Below are 24,286 nucleotides of genomic sequence, written 5' to 3'. Positions count from 1 at the left end.
TGGACTAGGCTTTAACAGCTGGTTTGATGATTACGCTACCGTTGATTGCACCCGGAACCGCACCTTTAATAAGGAGCAAGTTACGTTCTGCATCAACACGAACCAATTCAAGGTTTTGCGTAGTTACTTTCGCAGCACCCATGTGACCAGACATTTTTTTGCCTTTGAAAACACGACCTGGTGTTTGACACATACCTATCGAACCGTTTGAACGGTGAGATAGTGAGTTACCATGAGTTGCATCTTGCATTGAGAAATTCCAACGCTTAATACCACCTTGGAAACCTTTACCTTTTGAGGTGCCAGTTACATCTACTAATTTCGTGTCGTTAAATAACTCAACAGTGATTTCACTGCCAGTTACAAGACCTTCGCCTTCATTCGCATTTAAGCGGAATTCCCACAGGCCGCGACCTGCTTCGATACCAGCTTTCGCAAAGTGACCGGCTGTTGGCTTGTTAACACGGTTAGCTTTTTTGCTTCCCGTAGTAACTTGAAGCGCTGAATAACCATCGTTGTCAACAGTTTTAACCTGAGCAACACGGTTCGCTTCAACTTCTAGGACGGTTACAGGAGTAGATACGCCATCTTCAGAGAAGATGCGAGTCATACCCACTTTACGTCCAACTAGACCTATAGTCATGTTAAAACTCCTATTAACCCAAGCTGATTTGAACGTCAACACCAGCTGCAAGATCTAAACGCATTAATGCGTCTACAGTCTTCTCAGTTGGTTCTACGATATCAATCATGCGTTTGTGAGTACGAATTTCGTACTGATCACGTGCATCTTTGTTAACGTGTGGTGAAGTCAAGATAGTGAAACGTTCTTTGCGTGTAGGAAGTGGAATTGGACCACGAACCTGTGCGCCAGTACGTTTAGCAGTATCAACGATTTCAGCTGTTGATTGATCAATCAAACGATGATCGAACGCTTTCAAACGAATGCGAATTCTTTGATTTGACATTAAGACAAATCCCCATTTTAAAGAACAACAAAATACTGCCCATCACCTTTTTATATAAAAGGGGGGAGTATCGCTATATTTACCATTCAACTCCATATCGGAGCTGCTGTATGTTAATTATTCGCTATAAAAGCGAATACATTAACTAAAACACGAAGAGACGAGCTCAACGTGGAGGCGAATTATACAGAGACTGGCGGTAATTTCAACTGTTTATTTTAAGGTTTTATTATGGTTTGCATTTGGTGTTAGAGCATCGTTATAAATAGCGGCTTAATTAACTTTATATTCATTAATTATTGTCTGTTTTACAACTTAGTTTGAAGGTCGACTTTACTGCCTATATATAAGCAGAAAATACCTATAAAAAAATACCTATATATAAGCAGAGAAACATTTCATGTTTTAGGCATATTTAACTATAAATGACAAAACAGATATCTGAACCTTAATTAGACACCTTGTTTAGTTAAAATTTACAAACTTAAAAATTTTTTATGTCGATTTTAGTTAAGTAATGTTATACTCGCGCGCAAATTTTCAACAATTCATTTTCATAAATAGAGTAACGTAATGGCAGATTTAGCTAAATACAGAAATATTGGTATCTTCGCTCACGTTGATGCTGGTAAAACAACGACAACTGAACGTATCCTTAAATTAACCGGTCAGATCCATAAAACAGGTGAAGTTCATGACGGTGAGTCAACAACTGACTTCATGGAACAAGAAGCTGAGCGCGGTATTACCATACAGTCTGCTGCGGTAAGCTGTTTTTGGAAAGATCACCGTTTCAACGTTATCGATACTCCTGGTCACGTTGATTTCACCGTTGAAGTTTACCGTTCACTTAAAGTACTTGATGGTGGTATTGGTGTATTCTGTGGTTCTGGTGGTGTTGAACCACAATCAGAAACAAACTGGCGCTATGCGAATGACTCTAAAGTATCTCGTTTAATCTTCGTTAACAAATTAGACCGTTTAGGTGCTAACTTTTACCGTGTAACAGATCAAGTTAAAAAAGTACTAGGTGCTCACCCACTTATTATGACTTTACCAATTGGTGAAGAAGATGATTTTGTAGGTGTTGTAGACGTTTTAACTCAAAAAGCTTACATCTGGGATGAAACAGGTCTTCCAGAAAACTACACAGTTGAAGATATTCCAGCTCATATGGTTGATGATGCAGCTATGTATCGTGAGCAAATGATCGAAACTGCACTAGAAGCAGATGAAGATTTATTAATGGATTACTTAGAAGGTGAATTAACACCTACTGAAGAACAAATTAAAGCCTGTATCCGTAAAGGTACTCGTGACATCATGTTCTTCCCAACATACTGTGGTTCTGCATTCAAAAACAAAGGCATGCAATTATTACTTGATGCCGTTGTTGATTACTTACCGTCTCCTACAGATGTTGATCCACAACCTCTTACTGATGAAGAAGGTAATGCAAATGGTGAGTACGCTATAGTTTCTGCTGATGAAACATTTAAAGCGTTAGCATTTAAAATCACTGATGACCGTTTTGGTACCTTAACTTTCGTACGTATCTACTCGGGTACATTGAAGAAAGGCGATACGATTCTTAATGCTGCAACAGGTAAAACTGAACGTGTTGGCCGTATGTGTGAAATGCAAGCCGATGACCGTAACGAACTTACTTCAGCACAAGCCGGTGATATCATCGCGATTGTTGGTATGAAGAGTAACGTTCAAACAGGTCATACTCTATGTGATCCTAAACACCCAATCATCCTAGAAGCTATGGTATTCCCTAAGCCGGTAATCTCTATCTCTGTAACACCAAAAGATAAAGGTTCAACGGAAAAAATGGGTATTGCTATCGGTAAAATGGTTGCTGAAGATCCAACATTCCAAGTTGAAACTGACATAGATTCAGGTGAAACAATCTTATCTGGTATGGGTGAGCTTCACTTAGATATCAAAGTAGATATTCTTAAGCGTACTTACGGTGTTGAATTAGCTGTTGGTAAACCACAAGTTGCTTATCGTGAAACTATTACTCAAGAAATTGATGATAGCTACACGCATAAGAAACAATCTGGTGGTTCTGGTCAATTTGGTAAAATTGATTATATCATCCGTCCAGGTGAGCCAAACTCTGGTTTTACATTCTCATCAAAAGTTGTTGGTGGTAATGTACCAAAAGAATTCTTCCCAGCTATTGAAAAAGGCTTCAAAGGCATGATGGATACTGGTGTTCTTGCTGGTTTCCCTGTACTTGACGTTGAAGTTGAATTATACGATGGTGGTTTCCATGCTGTCGATTCATCTGCTGTTGCATTTGAACTCGCTGCTCGTGGTGCTTTCCGTCAGTCAATTCCAAAAGCTGGTGCTCAGTTAATCGAACCTATCATGAAAGTTGATGTGTTTACGCCTGATGATCACGTTGGTGATGTTATTGGTGATTTAAACCGTCGTCGTGGCATGATCGCTGGTCAAGAGGCGGGTGTTTCAGGTGTTCGTATTAAAGCTGATGTACCACTTTCAGAAATGTTCGGTTACATCGGAACATTACGTACAATGACATCAGGTCGTGGTCAATTCTCTATGGAATTCTCTCACTACTCTCCATGTCCAAACAACGTAGCAGAAACAGTTATTGCTGAAGTAAAAGAAATGCAAGCAGCTAAAGCTAAAGCTAAAAAGTAATTCCCTTACTTTTAGTATTTTTATAAAAGGATGCTTCGGCATCCTTTTTTGTTGCCTAAAAATCGCCAAACGTCTTTTGTCTGCCGTTGCAATGCATGGCATAGCCAAAATGATAATCCCGTGCTACTTATGGAAGCTTCACCTAGGGAATACAAACCTATAAGTTAGATCATTTCGTTAAAGCACATACAATTAAAAAAATGGTCTAAGATGGGTTGTAATAATAGCTATATAACGATTAAAAATAAATGCCACGCAGCCGACACCTTTTTCGGGTATTGTAAAAACTCGTCTTAAATATCAATAGTAAACGGGTGACTTTTCATCAGATATCAGATCAGACTGTTAATCTACAATTAAAGATGAAGTGAGCGAGCTAACCGTCGATATACGCTTTTTTACATCAACTTAATAAAGATAAACGAGTTGACCTTTATTATAAGTATTCCACCGTCACGCCAATAAATACCACTAAACCGACATAATGATTATTTAAAAATGCCTGAAAACAACGGTCACGATCACGTTCGGAAATTAATATTTGTTGATAACAGAAAAAACCCGCAGCAATAACAAGTGACAGCTGATACGGCCAGCCAAAGGCTAGAATATCACCAACGGTAAATAATAATGCTAAGGTCATTAACTGCAAAAATAAAATAATGCGTTTATCATTTTCACCAAAAATAACCGCGGTTGACTTAATACCAATTCTTAAATCATCATCTCGATCGACCATGGCATACATAGTGTCGTATGCGACAGTCCATATAACGTTAGCAAAGAACAATAGCCATGCCACATTAGGTATCTGCCCTTGCTCTTGTGCAAAAGCCATGATCATCCCCCAACTGAACGCGGCTCCCAATACCACTTGGGGAAAATGCGTAATTCGCTTCATAAACGGATAACTGGCTGCTAAGAAAACAGCAACAACAGAAAGCATTATGGTGTAATCACTTAAGGTCAGTACTAAAGCAAAGGAAAGCAGAAGGAAGGTAGCAAATAGTTGTAAAGCCTCACTCCCCGACAGCGCACCTGTAACTAACGGACGATTTTGAGTACGCTTAACCTCACCATCAACTTTGCGGTCAGCATAATCATTAATAACACAGCCAGCACTGCGCATAAAAAACACACCTAAGCTAAATATCACTAACATATGCAACGACGGCCAACCATCGGAGGCAATCCACAATGCCCAGTAAGTGGGCCAAAGCAATAAATATGTACCTATAGGTTTATCCATACGGGTAATTTGCTTTATCGCCGTTAGCTTTTGCGTAAACTCACTCAATGTAATACCCTTTTATTTTTGATATGCAACGGCGCCTGGTAAAAATACTTCTGCCACCATTAACGGCTTTTTATCAAGTACAAAAACCGAACGACGACCCCATAATGTTTCTTCACTGGTTTGAAGCGCTAAATAACTAGCCAGGTTAGCAACACTAGAGTCTTGTTCAAATGCAGCTATTTCAATTTTTTTACGCTGCAAGTCGGGATGATTAAACAATACTTGCCCTAAAGACTGCGTACCCAAATGTGCTAACTGCTGTTGAGCACCCGTTAATGAACTTAACGGTAATAAGCTTCGCGCAAATACCTGTGCAATTTCGTCACAGTACAGCAGCACTTCTCTCACTAATACCTGTTCACCGGTGATAATGTCAGTATTAGCTTCAGCTGCGCTACAAGCTTCAATTTTTTGCCCGAGGACTTCCACACGAAAATGCTGACTATGAGACTTGAGACGAGCGGTTAATGAACTAGGATCGAGCAACCAATCGCGTAAGCGATTCGTAAGCTTAACGCTTTCTGGCGCCTGCCAATTTGCGTTCATTTGCACAGGGAATAGTGAATGTTCTGTTGTCATACCTGAAAACTATTTAACCTCAACTCGGGTAAATGAATGTACTACATTCAAAAACATGTAAATTATTAATAATCTACGCGTAGCTCTTTTTAGATTGTCGGTGCTAATTACGAAACATGAAATATCTGTATAAACCAACATCGTAACTATTTAACGAAAAGCGACGTATGATAGCGTTTAGCATGGCAAAAATACAGCTTACTCCTTGCTTTCAAATCAGCTGTTGATACAAGGAATTATTATGCTAAGCGTATGAACCTGATAAAAAATAGCTAAATAAATCAGCGCATGATCAAAATTCGCGTTATCATTTAATAGCAATCAATCTATTTAAATTCTGATCATAAATAGTTAACTTATTTTCTAATTTGAGTTTTAGTGTATGAAAACATCAATTATATTAATACTAGTACTGCTAAGTTCGACTTTTGCTAAAGCGGCAGATTACGCTTACTTTGGCTTTGAACCCTCTATCGTTACTAACTACGTCGCCGTTAAGAAAAAAATGGGCTATGTTCGCTTAACAGTTGAACTGATGATCGAAGACGCGTCAAATTACGAGATTGTTGAACACCATGCTCCGCTGCTGCGAGATGCCATTATTAATATTATTGGTCAGCAACCTGAGTCAAAAGTAAAATCAATAAATGGTCGTCATGAAATTCAGCGTTTATGTGAAGATAAAGTAAAAGAATTACTAGAAAAAGAAACTGGCAAGCCTTTAATTAAAAAGCTTTTATTTACTCAATGGTTAGATAACTAAACTCTGCTTAGCCAACAGCAACTGAAATATTAACTTCAATTGCTGTAAAACTAAAACAAATTTACTACGTTTACTTTATGTATTCTTTGCTTTTAAAACTTGAATATAAGCAAGTATACAACCACTGACTAAACCTAATAAATGTGCCGTGTTCGCAACATTAATCGGCATTAAACTGGTATAACCCAATAATAACCAAAACAGCATAAAGCCGATAATAGGCTTCGACAGTGACAGGCCTTTTTCAGGCAACAACCAGCCTACCCACCAAACATAACCAACAAGTGCATATACCACACCCGACAAGCCACCAAAGTTAGGACCATCAACAAAAAATTGCCCGACATTAGAAACTAACGCAGATATAACCAATAAGTTGATTAAACTGAATTTCCCCATGACTTGTTCTATCGAACCACCCAATTGCCACCACCACATGGTATTAAAAACAATATGTAGCCACGAGAAGTGAAAAAAAGCGGGGCCTATTAATCGATGAGGTGCTTGTAAAACTGCATCGACACTTAGCTGCGGATAGAATTGTAAATGATGAAATACGGCATTGCCCCAACCTAAGCTACTCGCAATAAAAACCAGCCAACATAAAGTGAATACCACTAAGGTTACGATACCCGCGTGAGAAAAAAACTGGCTTTTAAAACTACTTAATAATGCGGGCGAAGTCGAATTAACCGCAGTTACATCGCCGTTTTGCCATGCCGCTTGCTGATATTTCGCCTGATAAGGCTCAGCGATGAATTGCTCAAATTCTTGTTGAGCAAAGTCATGCTTATCGAGCTGGCAATAAATAACAAAACCAGCATCTTCACTTTTAACCTGCGCTTGAACCTGAATTGTTTGCAGATAATTGCAAAAAAGTAACGCAATATTATGTTGCGTTACTTTCACCAATGGTCGCAGTTCTTGTTCCAACATCAGCGTTCAACAACATCCGGATGTTGTAATTGCCAATCAGTAAAACCACCATCCAAAGAATACACTTCGGTAAAGTCTTGGCTAATCAGAAACTGCGCCGCTTGTTGACTTGAAATGCCGTGATAACAACACACCACAACAGGAGCGTCAAAATCAGCGCTACGCAAAAAATCAGGCAAGCTGTCATTACTTAAATGTATAGCGTTAGGAATATGCCCCGATTGAAACGAGGCTGGATCGCGAATATCAACCACCACATGTGTTTCATCAGTTAACACTTTATGCAGTTCACTGATTTGCATATGTTTAAAATTTTCTTCGCTATTAGCCATTATTTTTCCCAGTTTAAAATTACTTTACCCGATTGTCCTGAACGCATGATATCAAAACCTTGCTGAAAATCATCAATATTAAAGTGATGAGTGATAATTGGTGTTAAATCTAGGCCAGATTGAATCAAACTGGCCATTTTATACCAAGTTTCGAACATTTCGCGACCGTAAATACCTTTAATGGTTAAACCTTTAAAAATAATTTTGCTCCAGTCAATCGCCATATCTTCACCAGGAATACCTAACATGGCAATTTTACCACCATTGTTCATATTGGCTAACATATCAGTAAATGCCATTGGTACGCCTGACATTTCCATGCCAACGTCGAAACCTTCGGTCATACCTAAATCAGCCATCACATCGGCCAGTTTTTCTTTCGTTACGTCAACCGCACGTGTTGCGCCCATTTTACGCGCTAAGTCTAAACGGTATTCATTAACGTCGGTAACAACAACATGACGAGCACCGACATGTTTTGCCACTGCCGCTGCCATAATGCCGATTGGGCCAGCACCGGTGATCAACACATCTTCACCGACTAAATCAAACGACAAAGCCGTATGAACAGCATTACCAAACGGGTCAAAAATAGCCGCTAAATCATCTGAAATTTCATCCGGTAATTTAAACGCGTTAAAAGCAGGGATCACTAGGTATTCAGCAAAAGAGCCCGCACGATTGACACCAACACCCACGGTATTGCGACATAAATGAGTACGACCACCTCGACAGTTACGACAATGACCACAGGTAATATGGCCTTCACCTGACACGCGATCGCCTAGCGCAAAGCCTTTCACTTCTTGGCCAATACCCACCACTTCACCAGCGTATTCATGACCAACAACCATAGGCACAGGAATGGTTTTTTGTGACCATTCGTCCCAGTTGTAAATGTGAATGTCGGTACCACAAATAGCGGTTTTCTTAATTTTAATTAACAGATCGTTATGGCCAATTTCTGGCTTAGGCGAATCTGTCATCCAAATGCCTGGTTCAGCTTTTAATTTTGCTAATGATTTCATGTTTAGCCCTCAATCACTTTCATTTCTTTGCCAATGCGAATAAAGGCTTCAATGGCTTTATCCAATTCAGCTTTGGTATGTGCGGCAGAAATTTGGGTACGAATACGTGCTTGACCTTTAGGGACAACAGGGAATGAGAAGCCAATAACATAAATACCCTCGGCTAATAAACGATCCGCCATAGCACTGGCTACTTTGGCATCACCTAACATAACAGGAATAATCGCATGATCTGCGCCAGCACAGGTAAAACCTGCTGCTTCCATTTGCGTTCTAAAATACGCCGCGTTGTCTTTTAGTGTTTTACGTAATTCGCCACCTTCAGCTAGTAAGTCAATTACGGTAATTGAAGCATTAACAATCGCTGGGGCTAATGAATTAGAGAACAAGTAAGGACGAGAACGTTGACGTAACCATTCAACCACTTCTTTTTTCGCGGCTGTGTAACCCCCTGAGGCACCACCCATCGCTTTACCTAATGTACCCGTGATAATATCAACACGACCCATTACGTCACAATATTCATGGCTACCACGGCCTTGTTCACCAACAAAACCAACGGCATGAGAGTCATCAACCATGACCATGGCATTGTATTTGTCGGCTAAGTCGCAAACTGCTTTCAAGTTAGCAATAACCCCGTCCATAGAAAACACACCATCAGTGGCAATTAACTTAAATCGCGCACCGGCTTCATCCGCTTCAATCAAGCGTGCTTCAAGTTCTGCGGCGTCATTATTTGCATAACGAAAGCGCTTGGCTTTACATAAGCGCACACCATCGATAATTGAGGCATGGTTAAGTGAGTCACTAATAATAGCGTCTTCTGGGCCTAATAATGTTTCAAACAAACCGGCATTAGCGTCAAAACAAGACGAATACAAAATAGTATCTTCCATGCCTAAAAAGGTACTTAGCTTTTGTTCTAAGGTTTTATGGATGTCTTGAGTACCACAAATAAAACGTACCGAGGCCATACCAAAACCGTGTTCATCTAACCCTTGTTTAGCGGCCGCGATTAATGACGGATGATTCGCTAAACCTAAATAGTTGTTAGCACAAAAATTTACTACATTTTCGCCAGTATTAACCGCCATTTGTGGTTGTTGCGCTGTAGTGATTACACGTTCAGCTTTATATAAACCGTCTTCTTTTACTTGGTTTATTTGTGAAGTTAAATGAGCATAAAAATTATTTGTGTTAGCAGAATCGGTCACGGTAATTCCTTAAAAAGTTATTGTCTTTCAATAGTCGTATTATCAGCCTAGACGACTTCGTAAGCAAAGTGACATTACGTGATAAATCGTCATTTTTTATAGTCAAATTGACATATGGACATGTCAAAGTGTAATATGTAAGGCTATTTTTTGCTTTCTGCCGCTAGGTACACCCATTGTTAACTGAAAAAGATGAAGAGCTATTATCCATATTGCGACTAAATGCCCGTGCTAGTGTTTCTGACATGGCTAGAGCGACAGGCGTTTCAAGAACGGCCATACAAAATCGACTCAATAAGCTTGAGAACAATAATGTTATTGAAGCATACAGCGTGGTGTTAGGAAGTGAATATACTAGCGGGTTAATTTCTTCAAATGTGTCATTAAAAGTAAATCCAAACTTGCGAAAAACAATCTGTTTAGCCTTAAGAAAAGTCCATCAAATTAGTCATATTTATTCGATCAGTGGTGAATACGACTTATTGGTAACCATACAAGCCAGCACCTTAGAAAAATTAAGTGAGGTGCTCAACATGGTGTGTTCACTTGAAGGCGTAGCGAGAACAAACTCATCGATTATTCTCGATACTATTTTCAAACGCTAATTAGCTTTTAAGGTACTTTGCAACCAAGTGGCAATATTTTCATTCAGATAAGACTGATGTTTTAATAAATTATAACTTGAGCCGTTACCTTTAAATATTTGTAAAACAGAATGCCTATCACCACTCCACTCGAATAGCTCTTGGGCATTAAGCATGGCTTCGGTTAAATGTTTAGCACTGAGCAGATAAATTGGCATATCAGCTAAATGTTTAAATTGCTCTTTATCTGCATAACTAAGTTCTGGCGCTAACATCACCAAACTTTTTACCGGCGCTTTTTCCGCTAAATAAATCGCTTGGTTACTACTGCAACCACTGGTCACAATACTAATCGGTTGATGATTATTCATCTTGGTTTGTAAATACTGGTAAGCCTTATAAACATCCTTTTGCCAATGCAGCATCAACGCGGCTAATTGACCTTGATAACTGACAATATCATCAGCTTGCTGTCGTATATTTTTATGCGAATAAACCTCACTTTCACTGGCACCAAAACCGCGTAAATCGAGTGCTAAAACGAAAAAACCTTGTTCTGCTATGGCCGAGTACAAAGACTGAAAATCTTTGACCGAGTTTTGGCAATCATGCAACACCAATACACCACCCGCCATCGCTGAACCCGTTATAAGCTGAGCAGATAATGTAAACTTATCAGGCGCTGTTATGGCTATCGTTTGCGCTAAATTTTCCTCTGCTTTGACCAGGGTTGACTGAGCGACTACTTGCTGAGTAACGCTAAACGATAATAGAAAGAAAATAAATTTCAATACTGAATGTTTAATGCTTTTATATCCATTTTGTCGAAAAAATTTCATAAATTAACCTAAAGACCTTTGCACATCTGAACTTACTATTAGTGACGTCACTCGCTAAGTAAAATAATTATCGAAACAAAACACTTAGCCTAGTTATTTTATAGCTTGCTTGATTTTTTTAAGCAAGATTTTAGGTATACTATTAAGCATACTGTATTGATATTTGAGCTCATTAAGTGCGTTTTACTCTCGCTTTAGTTTTATACCGATTATTCTTTTTACTGTTAACACCGCTACTTTTAGTCGTGTTACTACTACGTTCAATTAATCATCCAGCCTATAGACAACGGCTACTTGAGCGTTTGGGTATACTTGAAAAAAATCTCGAACCCAAAGGTATTGTAGTGCATGCGGCCAGTGTTGGTGAAATTATTGCTTTAAAACCTTTTATTTCGCAACTGCTCATCTGTAATCCTGATCTGCCAATCACAGTAACGACTTTTACGCCAACCGGCTCAGCACAAGTACAAAAATTATTTGCCGATAAAGTACAGCATTGTTATCTGCCACTAGACAATATTATTTCCACTACGTTGTTTTTAAAACGCTTAAAGCCCAAAGCTATGATTTTTATGGAAACGGAATTATGGCCAAATTTAATCGCACAGTGTAAAAATAAGCAGATTAAACTGCTGTTAGTTAATGGCCGGTTATCCGATAAATCAATGCGTAGTTATAAAAAGCTCGCTTGGTTGATCACCCCTGCAATACAAAGCTTTGACAGAATATTAACCCAAAGCCAAGTTAACCAAGATAATTATGTAGCGATGGGGGCAACCCCTGAAATGTGTAAGTTATCAGGTAACTTAAAATTCGATGTTTCGTTAAATAATGATGTTGTCGCTAAACAGCGTGAATTAAATAGCTTAATGACCGAAAAAAGAAAAGTTTGGCTAATCGCTAGTACACACCCCGGCGATGAAGCACTAGCATTAAAAGCATTTTCACATGTAAAACAACAAGACAGTGAAGCCTTGTTGATTATTGTGCCTCGACACCCTGAACGCTTTGAACAAGTCACTAAACTCGCACAAGACGCTGGTAATCATGTACTAAAACGCAGCCAGAATCAGCGAGTTTCACTTAATACCCAGGTATGGATCATCGATACTTTAGGTGAACTACTTTCAGCCTGCTCTTTAGCTGATGTGGTCACTATGGGGGGAAGTTTTAGCGATATTGGTGGCCATAACCCTTTAGAGCCAGCATTATTTCAAAAACCCGTTATCGTCGGCCCAAATATGAGTAACTTTAAAGAGATTTTGCTACAACTAATATCTGCACAGGGCATAGTACAACTTGTTGAAAATGAAGATATGTCAAAAGCCTTAGCTTCCGAAGTACTGCGTTTATTTACGGATGAAACCAGCGCACAAATATTAGGCAGTAATAGCTATAAAGTTGTGCAAGCGAATCAAGGAGCGACCACAAAATCTATCACGACACTGCTAGCCTTACTTAAGTCATAAATGCTGAGGGTTAAGAGCGCGGCTTAATATAGATCCTAACACCTAAAAACGTTAATGAAATCAGTAACACTAATCCGACTATCCCTAACACTTGGTTTAGCGCTTTGAAGGGAGTCCATTGCAAATAGTGTATTTGATAAAGTAAATTAATTAACTGAGTATCTTGCCCTGTTTGGCTTAATCGAAGGCTTTTCCAATTAAGTGCTACATCGACGCCTGTACTTGTGTGTGCTGACAAGCCATTGGTACTTACTATTTCGCCATAGCGCACTTTATTACTAGCAAAGGCATCGTTTAGCAGTGTTGTAAACTCTAATGTGGTTGGTTCGGGCTTAACAAGCATTGACACCGGATCTAAATGCTCACTTTTATTATTAGCTTTCACTAAAAGGTGCTGACCTAACACTGTTTGAACTAGCTTAATTTCTTGCCAGTTTTCCTGAGGTGTTATTGTCAGCGATTGACCCAGAGGATATTTTTTTACTGATAATTGTTCATAGGCACCTTGATATCCGGGTTTAATAAAAAAAACTAAACCGGTCAGTGTCCACCCCACCATAGGTAGCACTAAAGTAAGGCCAATGAGTTTGTGCAGTTTTCTACTTTTTATCGCTGTTTTCTTCATTTGATTTTATTTTTATTTTTTGATGCTGTTTTTATTAAACATAAGTCTTGATAAATTCAGCATGATTGTAAAACGTTCGTAAAAAGACAATCACGCTTTAATGCGCTCTTCATTCATTTCTTTTAATAACACCGGCGTGGTGAAATCAGCTTGTTTGTCTAAAGCTAAAGGTATTAGCCAATGTAAGTTCGGAATAATATTTTCTGGCAACTCACTCAGCTTAATAATATGTACTTGTTCTTGCTCAGCCGTTCTAGCATTAAAAGCGAGATCGGAAAATGCAAAATACATGTCTACATCATATGAGTTGGGTCGATATACTTTCGCATAGCAGGTCCAATCTACGGTATCTGTTATCACGCCTGTCTCTTCAATAAACTCTCTAACCATGGCATCGACTGAACGCTCATTAGCTTCAATTTTACCGCCAATACCATTAAATAATCCACGCTGCCATAGCGGATTAATTTTTTCAATTAGCACCACATGGCTAGCGTCTTGTGAAAATAAAAAGCCGGTAACATACTTTTTCACACTCATTTCTTGCTGTGATCTACAGTAATTCGGGATAGTTATCGTGTATAAGCCGATCAATCGTTTTCTTTACCTCAGCAATGCTGATTTGCATCATTAGATCTTTACCTTTAGCACGAGTGCCCCAAGGTAATTGCTCAATACTTTGCTTATATTGTCGCTGTATCGCTGAAGCATATGCACTTACAACATATTGGGGATATAAATAGGGGCCTGTTCGCTTTGGATTGCTGTGAGCATACAAACCCACAACAGGTGTTTCAACGGTAACCGCCATATGAGCAGGACCTGTATCAGGTGCAACCACTAAATGCGCTAATTTTAATACCGCCAATAACTGTTTTAAGCTCGTTTTACCCACCAAGTTTTGTATTTCGTTTTCGCCTTGGCTCAGCTTGCTTCGACTAATAATCGCCTCAGCAAGTAGTTTTTCCATGGTCGTTGGGCCACCACATATTACGACTTTAAAACCACGTGTAATTAAATATTCAGCTGCTTGTGAATAACCTTCAGCATGCCAATTACGCTCAGCTTTACTTGCGGCTGGACAAATAACCGCAATCGGTTTACCCGTTTCATTAGCGGCACTGAGTTTTTCACTGGCCCATAACTGGTCGCTATCCGCTAAAGGCATTTTCCACATCGGCGGAGCAGCGTCTAAACCGAGTGCTTTTGCAAAACCCATAAAGCCATCGAGCACATGCGGCTGTTTTTGCTTTGCTATTTTTTTATTGCTAAATAACCATTGCCCTTCTTTCGCGCGCTGGGTATCAAAACCAATTTTTACTTTCGCTGAAATACATAAACTGGCAATACTCGCCCTTAACGCCACTTGCATGTGCAGTAAAACATCAAACTTACGGCCTTTAAGGTTTTGCCTTAAGTCACGGTAACCTTTTAATCCTGCGCGTTTATCAAAAATAACAAATTCAACGCCATATAATCCCTGCAATAAACTCGCTTCAATTTTACCTATCACCCACGTAATTTTGGTGTCTGGCCACTGTTGCTGAATATTTTGCACCATCGCAACGGCATGACATACGTCTCCGATGGCTGATAATCGCAATAAACATAAATTTTTCGGAGCAGATATTTGACCCAGCATAAAGGATTCACCACAATAGGAGCAGAACTATAATATAGGCCTATTATCTTGAACAAGCCCGCAATTGTAAAACCCTGTAATGAAAAAACTTTTCAACAAGGCAATGTTTATTGTCGATATGACAGCGATGACGTTAGCGTTTTTGCCCCTGAAATGCTTAACGGCGATTATTGGCAAGCCAAAAATGCCATCGTAGGTAGTGCTCAAGGCCGCGGTACAACTTGGTTTATTGCCACTGAAAACGCCGCTGGCATTTTACAAAATTGGGTCTTGCGTCATTACTATCGTGGCGGTTTAATTGGCAAAGTTGTAAACGACCACTATATCTATACTGGCATAGAAAAGACCCGATCTGCACGCGAGTTTGATCTACTTAAAACGATGCGAGCATTAGACTTACCTGCGCCTAAACCGATCGCATTTCGTGTTAGTAAACATGGCTTATTTTATCGTGCCGATTTACTGTCATCACGCATTCAAAACGCTACTGATCTGGTGGGTATACTCAGTAAGCAGGAAATTGATGAACAGCTTTGGCAGAAAATTGGCCAGGTCATTAAAACTTTTCATCAACAAGGTATTTATCATCATGACTTAAATGCACATAACATTTTAATTGATGATAAAGATAAAGTTTGGTTAATTGACTTTGACCAAGGCGAACAGCGAAATAATCAAATTAAATGGCCAGAAAAAAACATGGCTAGATTACTGAGATCATTTCGTAAAGAAAGTCATAAAATAACTGATTTTCAATGGCGCGAAAAAAACTGGCAAGCGTTGTTAAACGGTTACCAGTCTTAAAGTTAATGCATTGCTGTTACTATTGCTACTCGTTATTGATCAGCAACTTATGCCACATTTAAACTATCTTGGCAGCGTTGGCGGTACATGGCACGAGCCTCTAAAAACTCACTCTTAGCCCCTTCGCTTATGTATGGATGAATAATGACTAATATTTTCAACACGCCCTGATAGAATACCGCGTCGTTAATTTCGTTATCATTATTTTGTGTTTGATAGAAACTTAACCAAAAGGTATTTACTAAACGCAGAATACTGACAATATCGGGTAAGTCTTCGTCGGAAAACTCCATCATTTTAGCTTCACGCAGCGAAAGTAATAACTCACTGACGCGTTGGGCAATAAAGCTTTGTACTTCAACATACTTGTCATGCAATAAAGGATTTTTCGCGAGTAATACAGGTAAGTTACTGTAGAAGAAACGAAACTTCATCATCGCCTGAAAGACCACATCCATATATAAAATAATGGCATCAAGAGGTTTTACGTCAGGGCTTACTTCCGGCATGGTTTCGATTAAAAGATTACGCGCATACTCTTCATAGATTGAAAGTATAATGTCTTCTTTATTACGAAAGTGGTAGTAAAGATTACCGGGACTAATACCAAGATCAGCGGCAATGTGATTGGTGGTAACATTTCGCTCACCCTGTTCATTAAATAATACAATACTGGCTTGAATTATTTTATCCCTAGTTTTCATGAATACTACTTCTTGTATTTGTGGACAGATATTTTTCTATCATACTATCAAAATCAGCCAACATTAAAGCATTTCGAGTAAATACTTTAAGTAAGTTTGATATTGACACCTGTTAGATTTAATTGCATCTTAACTTTGCATGCATAAAAACCAATCAAAAAGGACGCTAAAATGCTTAATAATTGGCATGAATTGATAAAAAATAAAGCCGTTGATCAAGTGTCAACTCTGCTTGCTGATGACGCTACCCTATTTTCACCGGTGATCCATACTCCTATAAAAGGGAAGAAAATGGTCAGCATGTACCTAACGGCAGCCTTTCATACTTTTTTAAATGGTACCTTTAAATACCATCGAGAATTTTTGGGTGATAACTCAGCCGTATTAGAATTTTCATTACATATGAATGGCATCGACATTAACGGTATTGATATGATCACCTGGAATGAGCACGGGGAAATAACTGAATTCAAAGTAATGATCCGCCCTTACCAAGGATTAAATATGGTTAATGACCAAATGACGGCCATGTTAAAGAAACTAAAACAGCAGAGTGTAAGCTAAATTATTTGATTACTTTGAATTTAGCCGCTTCAACAATTACAATAGATTTTTACTCTTTTGAAGTCAGCTATATTTATGTCAGTTAAAGCAATTTACCCAGGTACCTTTGATCCTGTGACTAACGGTCATGCCGATTTAATAGAACGCGCAAGCCGCTTATTTAGTGAGGTAGTGGTTGGTATCGCCGCTAGTCCAAGTAAACAACCGCACTTCGATCTAGCTCAACGAGTAGCTTTACTAGAAGCAGTGACAAAACATTTACCGAACGTGACTATAGTAGGCTTTACAGGTTTATTGATAGATTTTGCCGAAGAACATCAAGCAAAAGTACTCATTCGTGGTTTACGTGCCGTTTCTGACTTTGATTATGAATTTCAATTGGCTAATATGAATCGACGTTTAGCGCCCGATTTAGAGTCTGTATTTTTAACGCCCGCGGAAAAAAATTCTTTTATCTCTTCGACCTTAGTTAAAGAAGTAGCTTTGCATAACGGCGATGTTGGCCAGTTTGTTCACCCTATTGTGAAACAAGCACTTGATAAGAGTATGCGTAAAACTAAATAATACCAAACGGATTAAATTTTTAATCTTCATTCAATGAAGATAACTTTTCAAGTTCAAGGCGTGTGATAGATTCTTACATCGATGTAAGCCAGTAGCACAATGCAGGAGCATATTGCCGAGCAATAGCGGGGTATTGGGATTGAACACAACGCTGAAATTGAATAGTAGACCATTTGAAGGTGATCAATAAATGAATCTGTTTAGTATAATACCTGCGTTAAGTAATTGAGCAACGGGGTATTAGCCGATACTTTTAAATGTTTAATTAAATGATTAATTGAGTGTTGAATTGAGTGTTAAGCTAAGTGCTCGAAGAACTAAAACAGCAAACATATATATAGCTGTTATGATTATTTCGGATAAGAGGGGATGTTCAGATTTTTCTATCGATAAAGTATAAGTAAACGAATGCGTTAACGCACTCGCTTACTTATGGATTAGCGCTTAAACAGCAACTACTTTATTTGCACATGGACCTTTTTGTCCTTGGCCTACTTCAAACTCAACTGCTTGGCCGTCAGCCAAAGTTGCGTATTCACCACCAGATTGGATCTCTGAATGATGAACAAATAAATCTTTGCTGCCATCTTCTGGAGTAATAAAACCGAAACCTTTGTCTGCATTAAACCACTTAACTATACCTTTGCTCATATTATTCTCTTTATCTTCGGTGAAAAATATAATTCTGACTTGCTATCACCATTACAAATCAGAATTTGAATTTAGTTGGCTACTTTAAGCCAAGTGCATTATAACTGATTAACGCAACTTGCCATTCTTATTCTTCATATTAGCGACCTTTCGGGCTATAGCAAGTAACTCTGACGAAATATCATCGCTGCCAGCTTTTATTAGCTTGCTAACATCACCCGAGGAGAATAACGAACCACGCTCAGACTTTACGCCTAATGAACGCACAAAGTCTTTTGTTTTACCGGTACTACCCGTTTCAATATATTTAAAAATAACTTGTTCATTAAAGCTTTGAGGCTCAGTTTTCAGGGTAGTAATTTCGTCGTTAATTGCTTTAATTTCTAATTCTAGATTGGCAACTAATTCGGCAATGCTTTCGTAAGGTTTCATCAAACTATTTAACTCTTATAGGGTTATCTGATCTTATTTATTGCGCTCACTTTATAGCTGTCGCAATTCAGTATAACCGTTATACGTAAAACATCATTGTACAGTGAATGAAAGTGAGTAAATAGCTTTAGCGCACCGATACTTTGTTAAACGCTGTATATATTGCCAAACAGAGTAAAATATATCAGCTTTTATTTGGAGAAAACCGCAACGCCAATTGATATTTAAATCTTTAAATACAGAGGGTTGAAATAAATAACCGACTAAAAGATTAAAAGTTAATTCCCGAGCGTAAAGTTGGAATGTTTATTCGTCTGTCGACTTTACTAAAAATTGCAGTTAACGTACTAAATATCGAGCCAACGTTGATCCGTAGCATTTATTCATTCGTTTGGTATACACCATTGGTTTCGGAATTATACCTTGATAATCTTTGATATTTTACTCTTACTAGCTGCAATGTTTATTACGGGATCACTAATATACAGTAGCGTTAAGCTAGGTATTTCACCTATGCCAAGCTCAAGAAAGGCCTATAAAGTGATGAGCGACTTGGTCGATAAAACAGGTACTGGAGCAATTATTGATTTAGGCAGTGGCTGGGGGAATTTCGTTATACCCATAGCCAAAAACAATCGACAAAGACAAGTCATTGGTTATGAAATGTCTATACTGCCATGGCTTATCTCATTAGTCCTTAAGCAGATATTTGGTTTAAGTAATCTAACCTTGCATCGAGAAAATTTTTATCACGCAAGTCTGCCTGCTGCATCGGTGATAGTGTGTTATTTATACCCGCAAGCCATGATAAAAATTCAGGCTAAATTACTTTTAGAGCAACCAAAAATTGACTTTCTTATCAGTAATAATTTTGCCTTACCAACATTTCAGCCTGATACTGTGATCATGCTTGATGACTTTTATAAGTCGCCTGTTTACCTATACAAAATAACAAAATAGCTAACCCAGCCAACCATTCAATAAAGCGCTAAGTATTAAATCTCTTCAATTTATAAGCCTAGCTATTGTCGAAGTACTTTCAGTAGTCTCATTATGCCGATATCACGCAGCAACTGATCATTTCTACTGGCTAAAACCGTTTTTTATTGCGTATAAAGTAAAAGTAGATGTCATGGTGAGTAAAATTAGCATTATTTATTTTTAACGACTTTTTTAGCTACCTTTTTAACTGTCGCTTTCTTTATGACAGTTTTTACTTTTTGTTTTACTGCTTTTTTTGCTACTTTTTTCGGTATTACTTGTATTTGGCATTGTGGGCAAAATACTGAGCTGCGATTAGACTGACGAATTTCTTCAAGTACCGTTTGGCAACCGTCACATTTTTCACCTGCGCGTCCGTAAACAAAAAGCTTTTGGGCAAAATAGCCCGGCTTACCGTCAGCCTGTGTAAAGTCTTTTAAGGTCGTGCCACCTTGCTCAATAGCGGCTGCTAATACTTGTTTAATAATATCGGTTAACTCATTAAACTTTTCTTCGCTAATACTATTAACTAAAGTAGCAGGATGAATACTCGCGATAAACAATGCTTCATTAGCGTAAATATTACCTACGCCTACCACCACATGGTTATCCATTAAAAAGGTTTTAACCGGTACTTTACGATTACCGGCCTTGGAAAATAAGTGCCCATAAGTAAAATCTTCCGTGAGCGGTTCTGGTCCTAATTTTGTTAATAACCCTTGTAAATCATGATGTTCAGGAAACCACAATACCGCACCAAAACGGCGTGGGTCGTTCAACCTTAACATTTTGTCGTTATCAAAAAGCATTTCAAAATGGTCATGCTTAGCCGCAGGTATGTGCTCCTCAAGAATACGCACTGAGCCCGACATCCCTAAATGTAATAATAGCGTACCGCTTGAAAACCTTAACAATAAATACTTTGAACGCCGCTCTATTTTTTCTAAAGTTTTACCGACCACACTATGCACTTCATCTGGGATAGGCCAGCGAAGTTTGGCATTACGTACAATAACCTGGCTAACTTTCTGGCCAGCTATATGGGGTGTAATGCCTAATCGACAAACTTCTACCTCAGGTAATTCAGGCATATTAAGATTTTCCTCGAGATGAATTTTCAGCGTCGGATTCAGCGTTTATTAATTTAGGCTCACCTAATGCCATGCGTGTTACGAAAGCATCGACAAAGCGCTGTGGCGCGGCTTCATCCATATTAAAATAAAGCGATGGCTCAATTAATTCAGCCTCCATCAGAGCAAAGGTGTCTTGATGGCGTACAAAATCAATACGAGCATAAAGCAACTCACCATGTAGCTTACTGATGGCTTGCATTGTGTTATTTGCTGCAACCAATAGTGACGGCTCAGGTGTTACCGTTAATAACCCACCACCATGCTCTTCTTGTACACGAAAATCACCTTGTGCTGGGGTTTTTAATATTGTGTGGCTGTACTTGCCATTAAAATAAAACAATGAAAATTCCCCCTCTTGGCAGATTGCTGCCATAAAAGGTTGCACCATCAATTCTCGACTAGCAAACGCTTGACTTAAATCAGCCATTTTATCTTGATAATTATCTGTTGTTAGCCAAAAAGTATTATCGGCATTGGCACTTACCCGCGGCTTTAATACGATTTGCTCGGTCGCAAAATGGCTGAAATATTCTGCTATATTTTTAGAATCAAAAGTCTCTGGCCATAACGTCGGTACTATAGTTACGTTGTCTGCAGCTAGGCTTTTTAAATAACTTTTATTAATATTCCACTCAACCACATTCAAGCTGTTTTCTAGCCGCGCGGTTGATTGCTCAATAGTTGACAATACGCTCAGAAAGCTTTCCATATCGTCTTGATAATCCCAAGGGCTTCGAATAATAACCGCTTCATAATCTGACCAATTTACGTTAGCACAACGCCATGAAACCAGTTCAGTTTGCCATCCTAAAGCCAACATAGGCTCGTCAATTAAACAATCGTAAGCTTCAAAATCAGCTAAACTGTCCATGGATAAAATTGCGCATTTTCTCATAAATTTATTACCTCTACTTCAGGGTTTTCGATGAACATGGCTACGTTAGTTAATTGACAAAAATTTCTTGAGGAAATAATTGCCCGTACATAGCGATTGGCATGACAAGCCACTGTTGTGATGTGTGATTAAATATTAATAATTGTTGTTCTGTGGCATAGAAACTTAACTGTAATGGTTGTGTTTTTCCAGCAATATCAAGCAAAACGTCAAGGGAAAATTGGCGATCAACTTCTGGTGCTTGCGCCATTCCCTGACCACTACTTTCCTGCCAAGACATCATCATTTGTGCTAATGCTTGTCCAGAGATACTGGTCGGCGTTGCCCGCCAAGTGCGACCTATGCGCTCAATAGCGACAATATTATTAATGTTTAGCGTTAAAATAATATTTTGTGTTCCGACTAGCGCTATATCTTGATTGCTACTTTCATCTGACGAATAGATCTTTTTATTAGTGACGTTAATCAATAAAATAAAGCCCATAACAACAAAGATGATGACATTATTCCAACCCGTTTTTGATAATTTCACCATGATAGGCCTCCCTACTTTCAACTATCTGCATGATACGAAAAAATTGAGCTTATTAGTACATAGCTTTACACTATTAACAAATAATAATGAATCCAATATCAGCTTTCCAAAATCAAGGCTTTTTATGAAACTAAAACAATTAAGTATAACCGCGTTAGTGCTCAGTGGCTTATTCAGTGCCACCAGCACATTTGCCAACCAAGCAAGTGAGCAATTTCAACAGTTGCTCGATGACCATTGGCAAAGCGCCAATAAAGAACAAATTTTCTTTCGAAAAGATCCTGACGCATTTCGTTTGAACGGTAAGTTGCCTGATGTATCAAAAAATGGTCGTGATCGTCGGTCAAAATACAATAATGAATTGTTAGTGCGTGTTAACAGCATCAACGTGAATAAACTGACATCAGCGGATCAGGTGACCTATCGTTTATTCAAATATGAACGTGAAGCGGAAGCGAAAAGTTATCAATTTCAAGATCACCTTTATCCGTTAACCTACTATGCTGGCTTTCATAGTTATTTTGCTGGTGCTCCAGCCAACATGTCGTTCTTAACCGAACAAGACTATCGTGACTACCTGATCAGTCTGGCAGATTACCCTCGTTACAACCAAGAACACATTGTTGATCTTAAGCAGGCCGTCGCTCAAGGCCATACACATTACTGTGAGAGCTTTAAAAACTACGATAAATCAATTAGTAAGCATTTAGTGACCCATGCTGAAGACAGTGTTTTTTACGCCCCCATGTTAAATATGCCAAAAGCAATATCACCCAAGCAACAAGCGCAATATCGCCAACAAGTAAAAACCTTGATTAAAGATACTGTAGTGCCTGAGTACCAAGCCTTTTATGACTTTTTTACCCAAGAGTATATGACCAACTGTCGGACCACTGCCGGTATTAGTAGTGTTGAAGGCGGCGATGATTACTACCAATACTTAATCGAGTATTACACCACCACTAATTTATCAGCTGATGAAATTCATCAAACAGGGTTAGCTGAAGTTAAGCGTATTCGGCAAGAAATGCAGGAAATTATTAACGCCGTAGGCTTTAAGGGAGAATTTAAAGATTTTATTGAGTTTTTACGGACCGACGAGCAATTTTATACTACAAGTGCCATGGATATGATGGAGAAAGCGAGTTATATCACTCGTAAAATGGCAGCTAAATTACCTCAGTGGTTTTCGGTATTACCCCGCTCAACTTTTGATATAAGACCGAGCCCAGACGGCGGTGCCTACTATGTTGCCTCTGATGGTAGTGGCACTACACCCGGCGTTTACTATATAGAAACAAAAGGCTTAAAAAGCCAACCGCTATACACCTTAGAGGCATTAACTTTTCATGAGGCTGAACCCGGTCATCATTTTCAAAGCGCTATTGCCCAAGAAGTTGAGATGGCAGAATTTCGTAAAACCTTATATCACTCGGCCTTTGGTGAAGGCTGGGGCTTATACTCTGAGCGTTTAGCTAAAGAAATGGGCTTCTACCAAAGCCCATATAGTGATTTTGGCCGTTTAACCTATGAAGCATGGCGTGCTTGTCGCTTAGTGGTCGACACAGGCATTCATTCTAAAGGTTGGACTCGCCAACAAGCGATTGATTATTTAGCCGAGAATACCGCTTTAAGCATGGCTGATGTTGTTGGCCAAATTGACCGATATATCACCTGGCCAGCACAGGCGTTATCGTACAAAATTGGCGAAATTAAAATTCGTCAACTACGCGCTAAGGCGGAAAAAGCGCTTGGTAATAAGTTTGATATCAGAGCGTTTCATCATCAAATGTTAAAAAATGGCAGCTTACCTATGGCATTGCTAGAAGAATTAACGATGGATTGGATTAAACAACAGCAGACATAATTAGACCCATTTCATTCATGCGTCTAAAAACTAAAAGAGAAACCACATTAAGCGGTTTCTCTTTTTTATTATATACCTTGCTTTTTATCTGACTAAAATGCTCAGCTAAGCCTAGCTAAACATGAACATATAACGTAGTTCTACTCGCCATAAACATTAAACCAAATACAGCTGATAACTTTTCTTTAGGCAATAAAA

The 24,286-nt window shown here is 38.8% G+C and carries 27 protein-coding genes; 9 read left to right on the top strand and 18 right to left on the bottom strand.

The genetic code is table 11. The annotated features are described in order from the left end of the window. Positions 1–4: 4 nt before the first annotated feature. Positions 5–643, bottom strand: coding sequence for a 50S ribosomal protein L3 (rplC, locus tag A3Q33_RS09420; RefSeq protein WP_081151037.1), 639 nt, complete (start codon positions 641–643; stop codon positions 5–7). Positions 644–656: 13 nt separating this feature from the next. Further along, complete coding sequence (rpsJ, locus tag A3Q33_RS09415; RefSeq protein WP_070375080.1) at positions 657–968, bottom strand: 30S ribosomal protein S10; 312 nt, start codon at positions 966–968, stop codon at positions 657–659. Between the two features lie 573 nt (positions 969–1,541). On the opposite strand from rpsJ, the gene fusA reads away from it, so the two are divergent. Continuing rightward, entirely contained in the window at positions 1,542–3,647 is a 2,106-nt protein-coding gene (gene fusA / locus A3Q33_RS09410; protein WP_081179726.1) for an elongation factor G, read from the top strand. Positions 3,648–4,083: 436 nt separating this feature from the next. Here fusA and ubiA read toward each other — a convergent pair whose 3' ends face one another. Continuing rightward, on the bottom strand, positions 4,084–4,944 hold the full coding sequence (gene ubiA / locus A3Q33_RS09405) for a 4-hydroxybenzoate octaprenyltransferase (protein WP_155866743.1): 861 nt from the start codon (positions 4,942–4,944) through the stop codon (positions 4,084–4,086). Between the two features lie 12 nt (positions 4,945–4,956). Next, on the bottom strand, positions 4,957–5,523 hold the full coding sequence (locus A3Q33_RS09400) for a chorismate--pyruvate lyase family protein (protein WP_231295820.1): 567 nt from the start codon (positions 5,521–5,523) through the stop codon (positions 4,957–4,959). 382 nt (positions 5,524–5,905) lie between these two features. Here A3Q33_RS09400 and A3Q33_RS09395 point away from each other — a divergent pair, with 382 nt between their 5' ends. Continuing rightward, a complete protein-coding gene (locus A3Q33_RS09395) occupies positions 5,906–6,286 on the top strand; it encodes a flagellar basal body-associated protein FliL (RefSeq protein WP_081179724.1) in 381 nt (126 codons plus the stop codon). Positions 6,287–6,361: 75 nt separating this feature from the next. Here the strand turns inward: A3Q33_RS09395 and glpG are convergent, their stop codons facing one another. The 4 genes from glpG to A3Q33_RS09375 are packed head-to-tail and all read right to left on the bottom strand — an operon-like array spanning position 6,362 to position 9,799. Continuing rightward, positions 6,362–7,222 (bottom strand): rhomboid family intramembrane serine protease GlpG, encoded by an 861-nt coding sequence (gene glpG, locus A3Q33_RS09390; protein WP_081179723.1) that lies wholly within the window; start codon positions 7,220–7,222, stop codon positions 6,362–6,364. Next, positions 7,222–7,554 carry a thiosulfate sulfurtransferase GlpE gene (glpE, locus tag A3Q33_RS09385; RefSeq protein ID WP_081179722.1) on the bottom strand — a complete coding sequence of 111 codons (333 nt, stop codon included), beginning with the start codon at positions 7,552–7,554 and terminating at the stop codon, positions 7,222–7,224. Before glpE ends, glpG begins: the two co-directional genes overlap by 1 nt. Next, the gene (gene tdh, locus A3Q33_RS09380; protein ID WP_081179721.1) at positions 7,554–8,582 is read right to left on the bottom strand and encodes an L-threonine 3-dehydrogenase; all 1,029 of its coding nucleotides are present in this window, start codon (positions 8,580–8,582) and stop codon (positions 7,554–7,556) included. The genes glpE and tdh overlap by 1 nt, the downstream gene beginning before the upstream one ends. Positions 8,583–8,584: 2 nt before the next feature. Next, positions 8,585–9,799, bottom strand: coding sequence for a glycine C-acetyltransferase (locus A3Q33_RS09375; protein WP_081179720.1), 1,215 nt, complete (start codon positions 9,797–9,799; stop codon positions 8,585–8,587). Between the two features lie 176 nt (positions 9,800–9,975). Here A3Q33_RS09375 and A3Q33_RS09370 point away from each other — a divergent pair, with 176 nt between their 5' ends. Then, positions 9,976–10,404, top strand: coding sequence for an Lrp/AsnC family transcriptional regulator (locus A3Q33_RS09370; protein ID WP_081179719.1), 429 nt, complete (start codon positions 9,976–9,978; stop codon positions 10,402–10,404). Here A3Q33_RS09370 and A3Q33_RS09365 read toward each other — a convergent pair. Then, the gene (locus tag A3Q33_RS09365; RefSeq protein WP_081179718.1) at positions 10,401–11,222 is read right to left on the bottom strand and encodes an alpha/beta hydrolase; all 822 of its coding nucleotides are present in this window, start codon (positions 11,220–11,222) and stop codon (positions 10,401–10,403) included. The genes A3Q33_RS09370 and A3Q33_RS09365 overlap by 4 nt on opposite strands. 176 nt (positions 11,223–11,398) lie before the next feature. Here A3Q33_RS09365 and waaA point away from each other — a divergent pair, with 176 nt between their 5' ends. Continuing rightward, the gene (gene waaA, locus A3Q33_RS09360) at positions 11,399–12,691 is read left to right on the top strand and encodes a lipid IV(A) 3-deoxy-D-manno-octulosonic acid transferase (RefSeq protein ID WP_081179717.1); all 1,293 of its coding nucleotides are present in this window, start codon (positions 11,399–11,401) and stop codon (positions 12,689–12,691) included. Positions 12,692–12,701: 10 nt separating this feature from the next. Here the strand turns inward: waaA and A3Q33_RS09355 are convergent, their stop codons facing one another. The 3 genes from A3Q33_RS09355 to A3Q33_RS09345 all read right to left on the bottom strand — a co-directional run bounded on the left by A3Q33_RS09355 (position 12,702) and on the right by A3Q33_RS09345 (position 14,958). After that, positions 12,702–13,316, bottom strand: coding sequence for a PepSY domain-containing protein (locus A3Q33_RS09355; RefSeq protein ID WP_081179716.1), 615 nt, complete (start codon positions 13,314–13,316; stop codon positions 12,702–12,704). Between the two features lie 90 nt (positions 13,317–13,406). Continuing rightward, the gene (locus A3Q33_RS09350; protein ID WP_155866742.1) at positions 13,407–13,850 is read right to left on the bottom strand and encodes an NUDIX hydrolase; all 444 of its coding nucleotides are present in this window, start codon (positions 13,848–13,850) and stop codon (positions 13,407–13,409) included. Between the two features lie 19 nt (positions 13,851–13,869). After that, a complete protein-coding gene (locus tag A3Q33_RS09345) occupies positions 13,870–14,958 on the bottom strand; it encodes a glycosyltransferase family 9 protein (protein WP_155866741.1) in 1,089 nt (362 codons plus the stop codon). Positions 14,959–15,006: 48 nt separating this feature from the next. Between A3Q33_RS09345 and A3Q33_RS09340 the strand changes: the two genes are divergently transcribed. Continuing rightward, on the top strand, positions 15,007–15,762 hold the full coding sequence (locus A3Q33_RS09340) for a 3-deoxy-D-manno-octulosonic acid kinase (protein ID WP_231295819.1): 756 nt from the start codon (positions 15,007–15,009) through the stop codon (positions 15,760–15,762). 47 nt (positions 15,763–15,809) lie between these two features. Here A3Q33_RS09340 and A3Q33_RS09335 read toward each other — a convergent pair whose 3' ends face one another. Continuing rightward, entirely contained in the window at positions 15,810–16,466 is a 657-nt protein-coding gene (locus tag A3Q33_RS09335; RefSeq protein WP_081150356.1) for a TetR/AcrR family transcriptional regulator, read from the bottom strand. A gap of 171 nt (positions 16,467–16,637) precedes the next feature. Here A3Q33_RS09335 and A3Q33_RS09330 point away from each other — a divergent pair, with 171 nt between their 5' ends. After that, complete coding sequence (locus A3Q33_RS09330; RefSeq protein ID WP_081179714.1) at positions 16,638–17,030, top strand: nuclear transport factor 2 family protein; 393 nt, start codon at positions 16,638–16,640, stop codon at positions 17,028–17,030. A gap of 75 nt (positions 17,031–17,105) precedes the next feature. Next, positions 17,106–17,594, top strand: coding sequence for a pantetheine-phosphate adenylyltransferase (coaD, locus tag A3Q33_RS09325; protein WP_081179713.1), 489 nt, complete (start codon positions 17,106–17,108; stop codon positions 17,592–17,594). Positions 17,595–18,038: 444 nt separating this feature from the next. Here coaD and A3Q33_RS09320 read toward each other — a convergent pair whose 3' ends face one another. After that, a complete protein-coding gene (locus A3Q33_RS09320) occupies positions 18,039–18,245 on the bottom strand; it encodes a cold-shock protein (protein WP_081150364.1) in 207 nt (68 codons plus the stop codon). Between the two features lie 108 nt (positions 18,246–18,353). Then, entirely contained in the window at positions 18,354–18,677 is a 324-nt protein-coding gene (locus A3Q33_RS09315; protein WP_081150367.1) for a hypothetical protein, read from the bottom strand. Positions 18,678–19,100: 423 nt separating this feature from the next. Between A3Q33_RS09315 and A3Q33_RS09310 the strand changes: the two genes are divergently transcribed. After that, complete coding sequence (locus A3Q33_RS09310) at positions 19,101–19,637, top strand: class I SAM-dependent methyltransferase (RefSeq protein WP_081179712.1); 537 nt, start codon at positions 19,101–19,103, stop codon at positions 19,635–19,637. A 191-nt stretch (positions 19,638–19,828) separates the two neighbouring features. On the opposite strand, the gene mutM is transcribed toward A3Q33_RS09310, so the two are convergent. From mutM to A3Q33_RS09295, 3 genes are read right to left on the bottom strand one after another with little or no spacing between them, the layout of a single operon-like run. Further along, on the bottom strand, positions 19,829–20,749 hold the full coding sequence (mutM, locus tag A3Q33_RS09305; RefSeq protein WP_081179711.1) for a bifunctional DNA-formamidopyrimidine glycosylase/DNA-(apurinic or apyrimidinic site) lyase: 921 nt from the start codon (positions 20,747–20,749) through the stop codon (positions 19,829–19,831). A 1-nt stretch (position 20,750) separates the two neighbouring features. Continuing rightward, positions 20,751–21,686, bottom strand: coding sequence for an ATP-grasp domain-containing protein (locus A3Q33_RS09300; protein ID WP_081179710.1), 936 nt, complete (start codon positions 21,684–21,686; stop codon positions 20,751–20,753). 49 nt (positions 21,687–21,735) lie between these two features. Beyond that, positions 21,736–22,221, bottom strand: a complete 486-nt coding sequence (locus tag A3Q33_RS09295; RefSeq protein ID WP_081179709.1) for a hypothetical protein — start codon at positions 22,219–22,221, stop codon at positions 21,736–21,738. A gap of 124 nt (positions 22,222–22,345) precedes the next feature. Here A3Q33_RS09295 and A3Q33_RS09290 point away from each other — a divergent pair, with 124 nt between their 5' ends. Beyond that, positions 22,346–24,088 carry a DUF885 domain-containing protein gene (locus A3Q33_RS09290; RefSeq protein ID WP_081179708.1) on the top strand — a complete coding sequence of 581 codons (1,743 nt, stop codon included), beginning with the start codon at positions 22,346–22,348 and terminating at the stop codon, positions 24,086–24,088. Positions 24,089–24,286: the final 198 nt, after the last annotated feature.

This window comes from Colwellia sp. PAMC 21821, from assembly GCF_002077175.1.
Lineage (GTDB): Bacteria > Pseudomonadota > Gammaproteobacteria > Enterobacterales > Alteromonadaceae > Cognaticolwellia.
The sequence above is the reverse complement of the archived record's forward strand: the minus strand, read 5'-3'. Positions and strand labels throughout refer to the sequence as shown.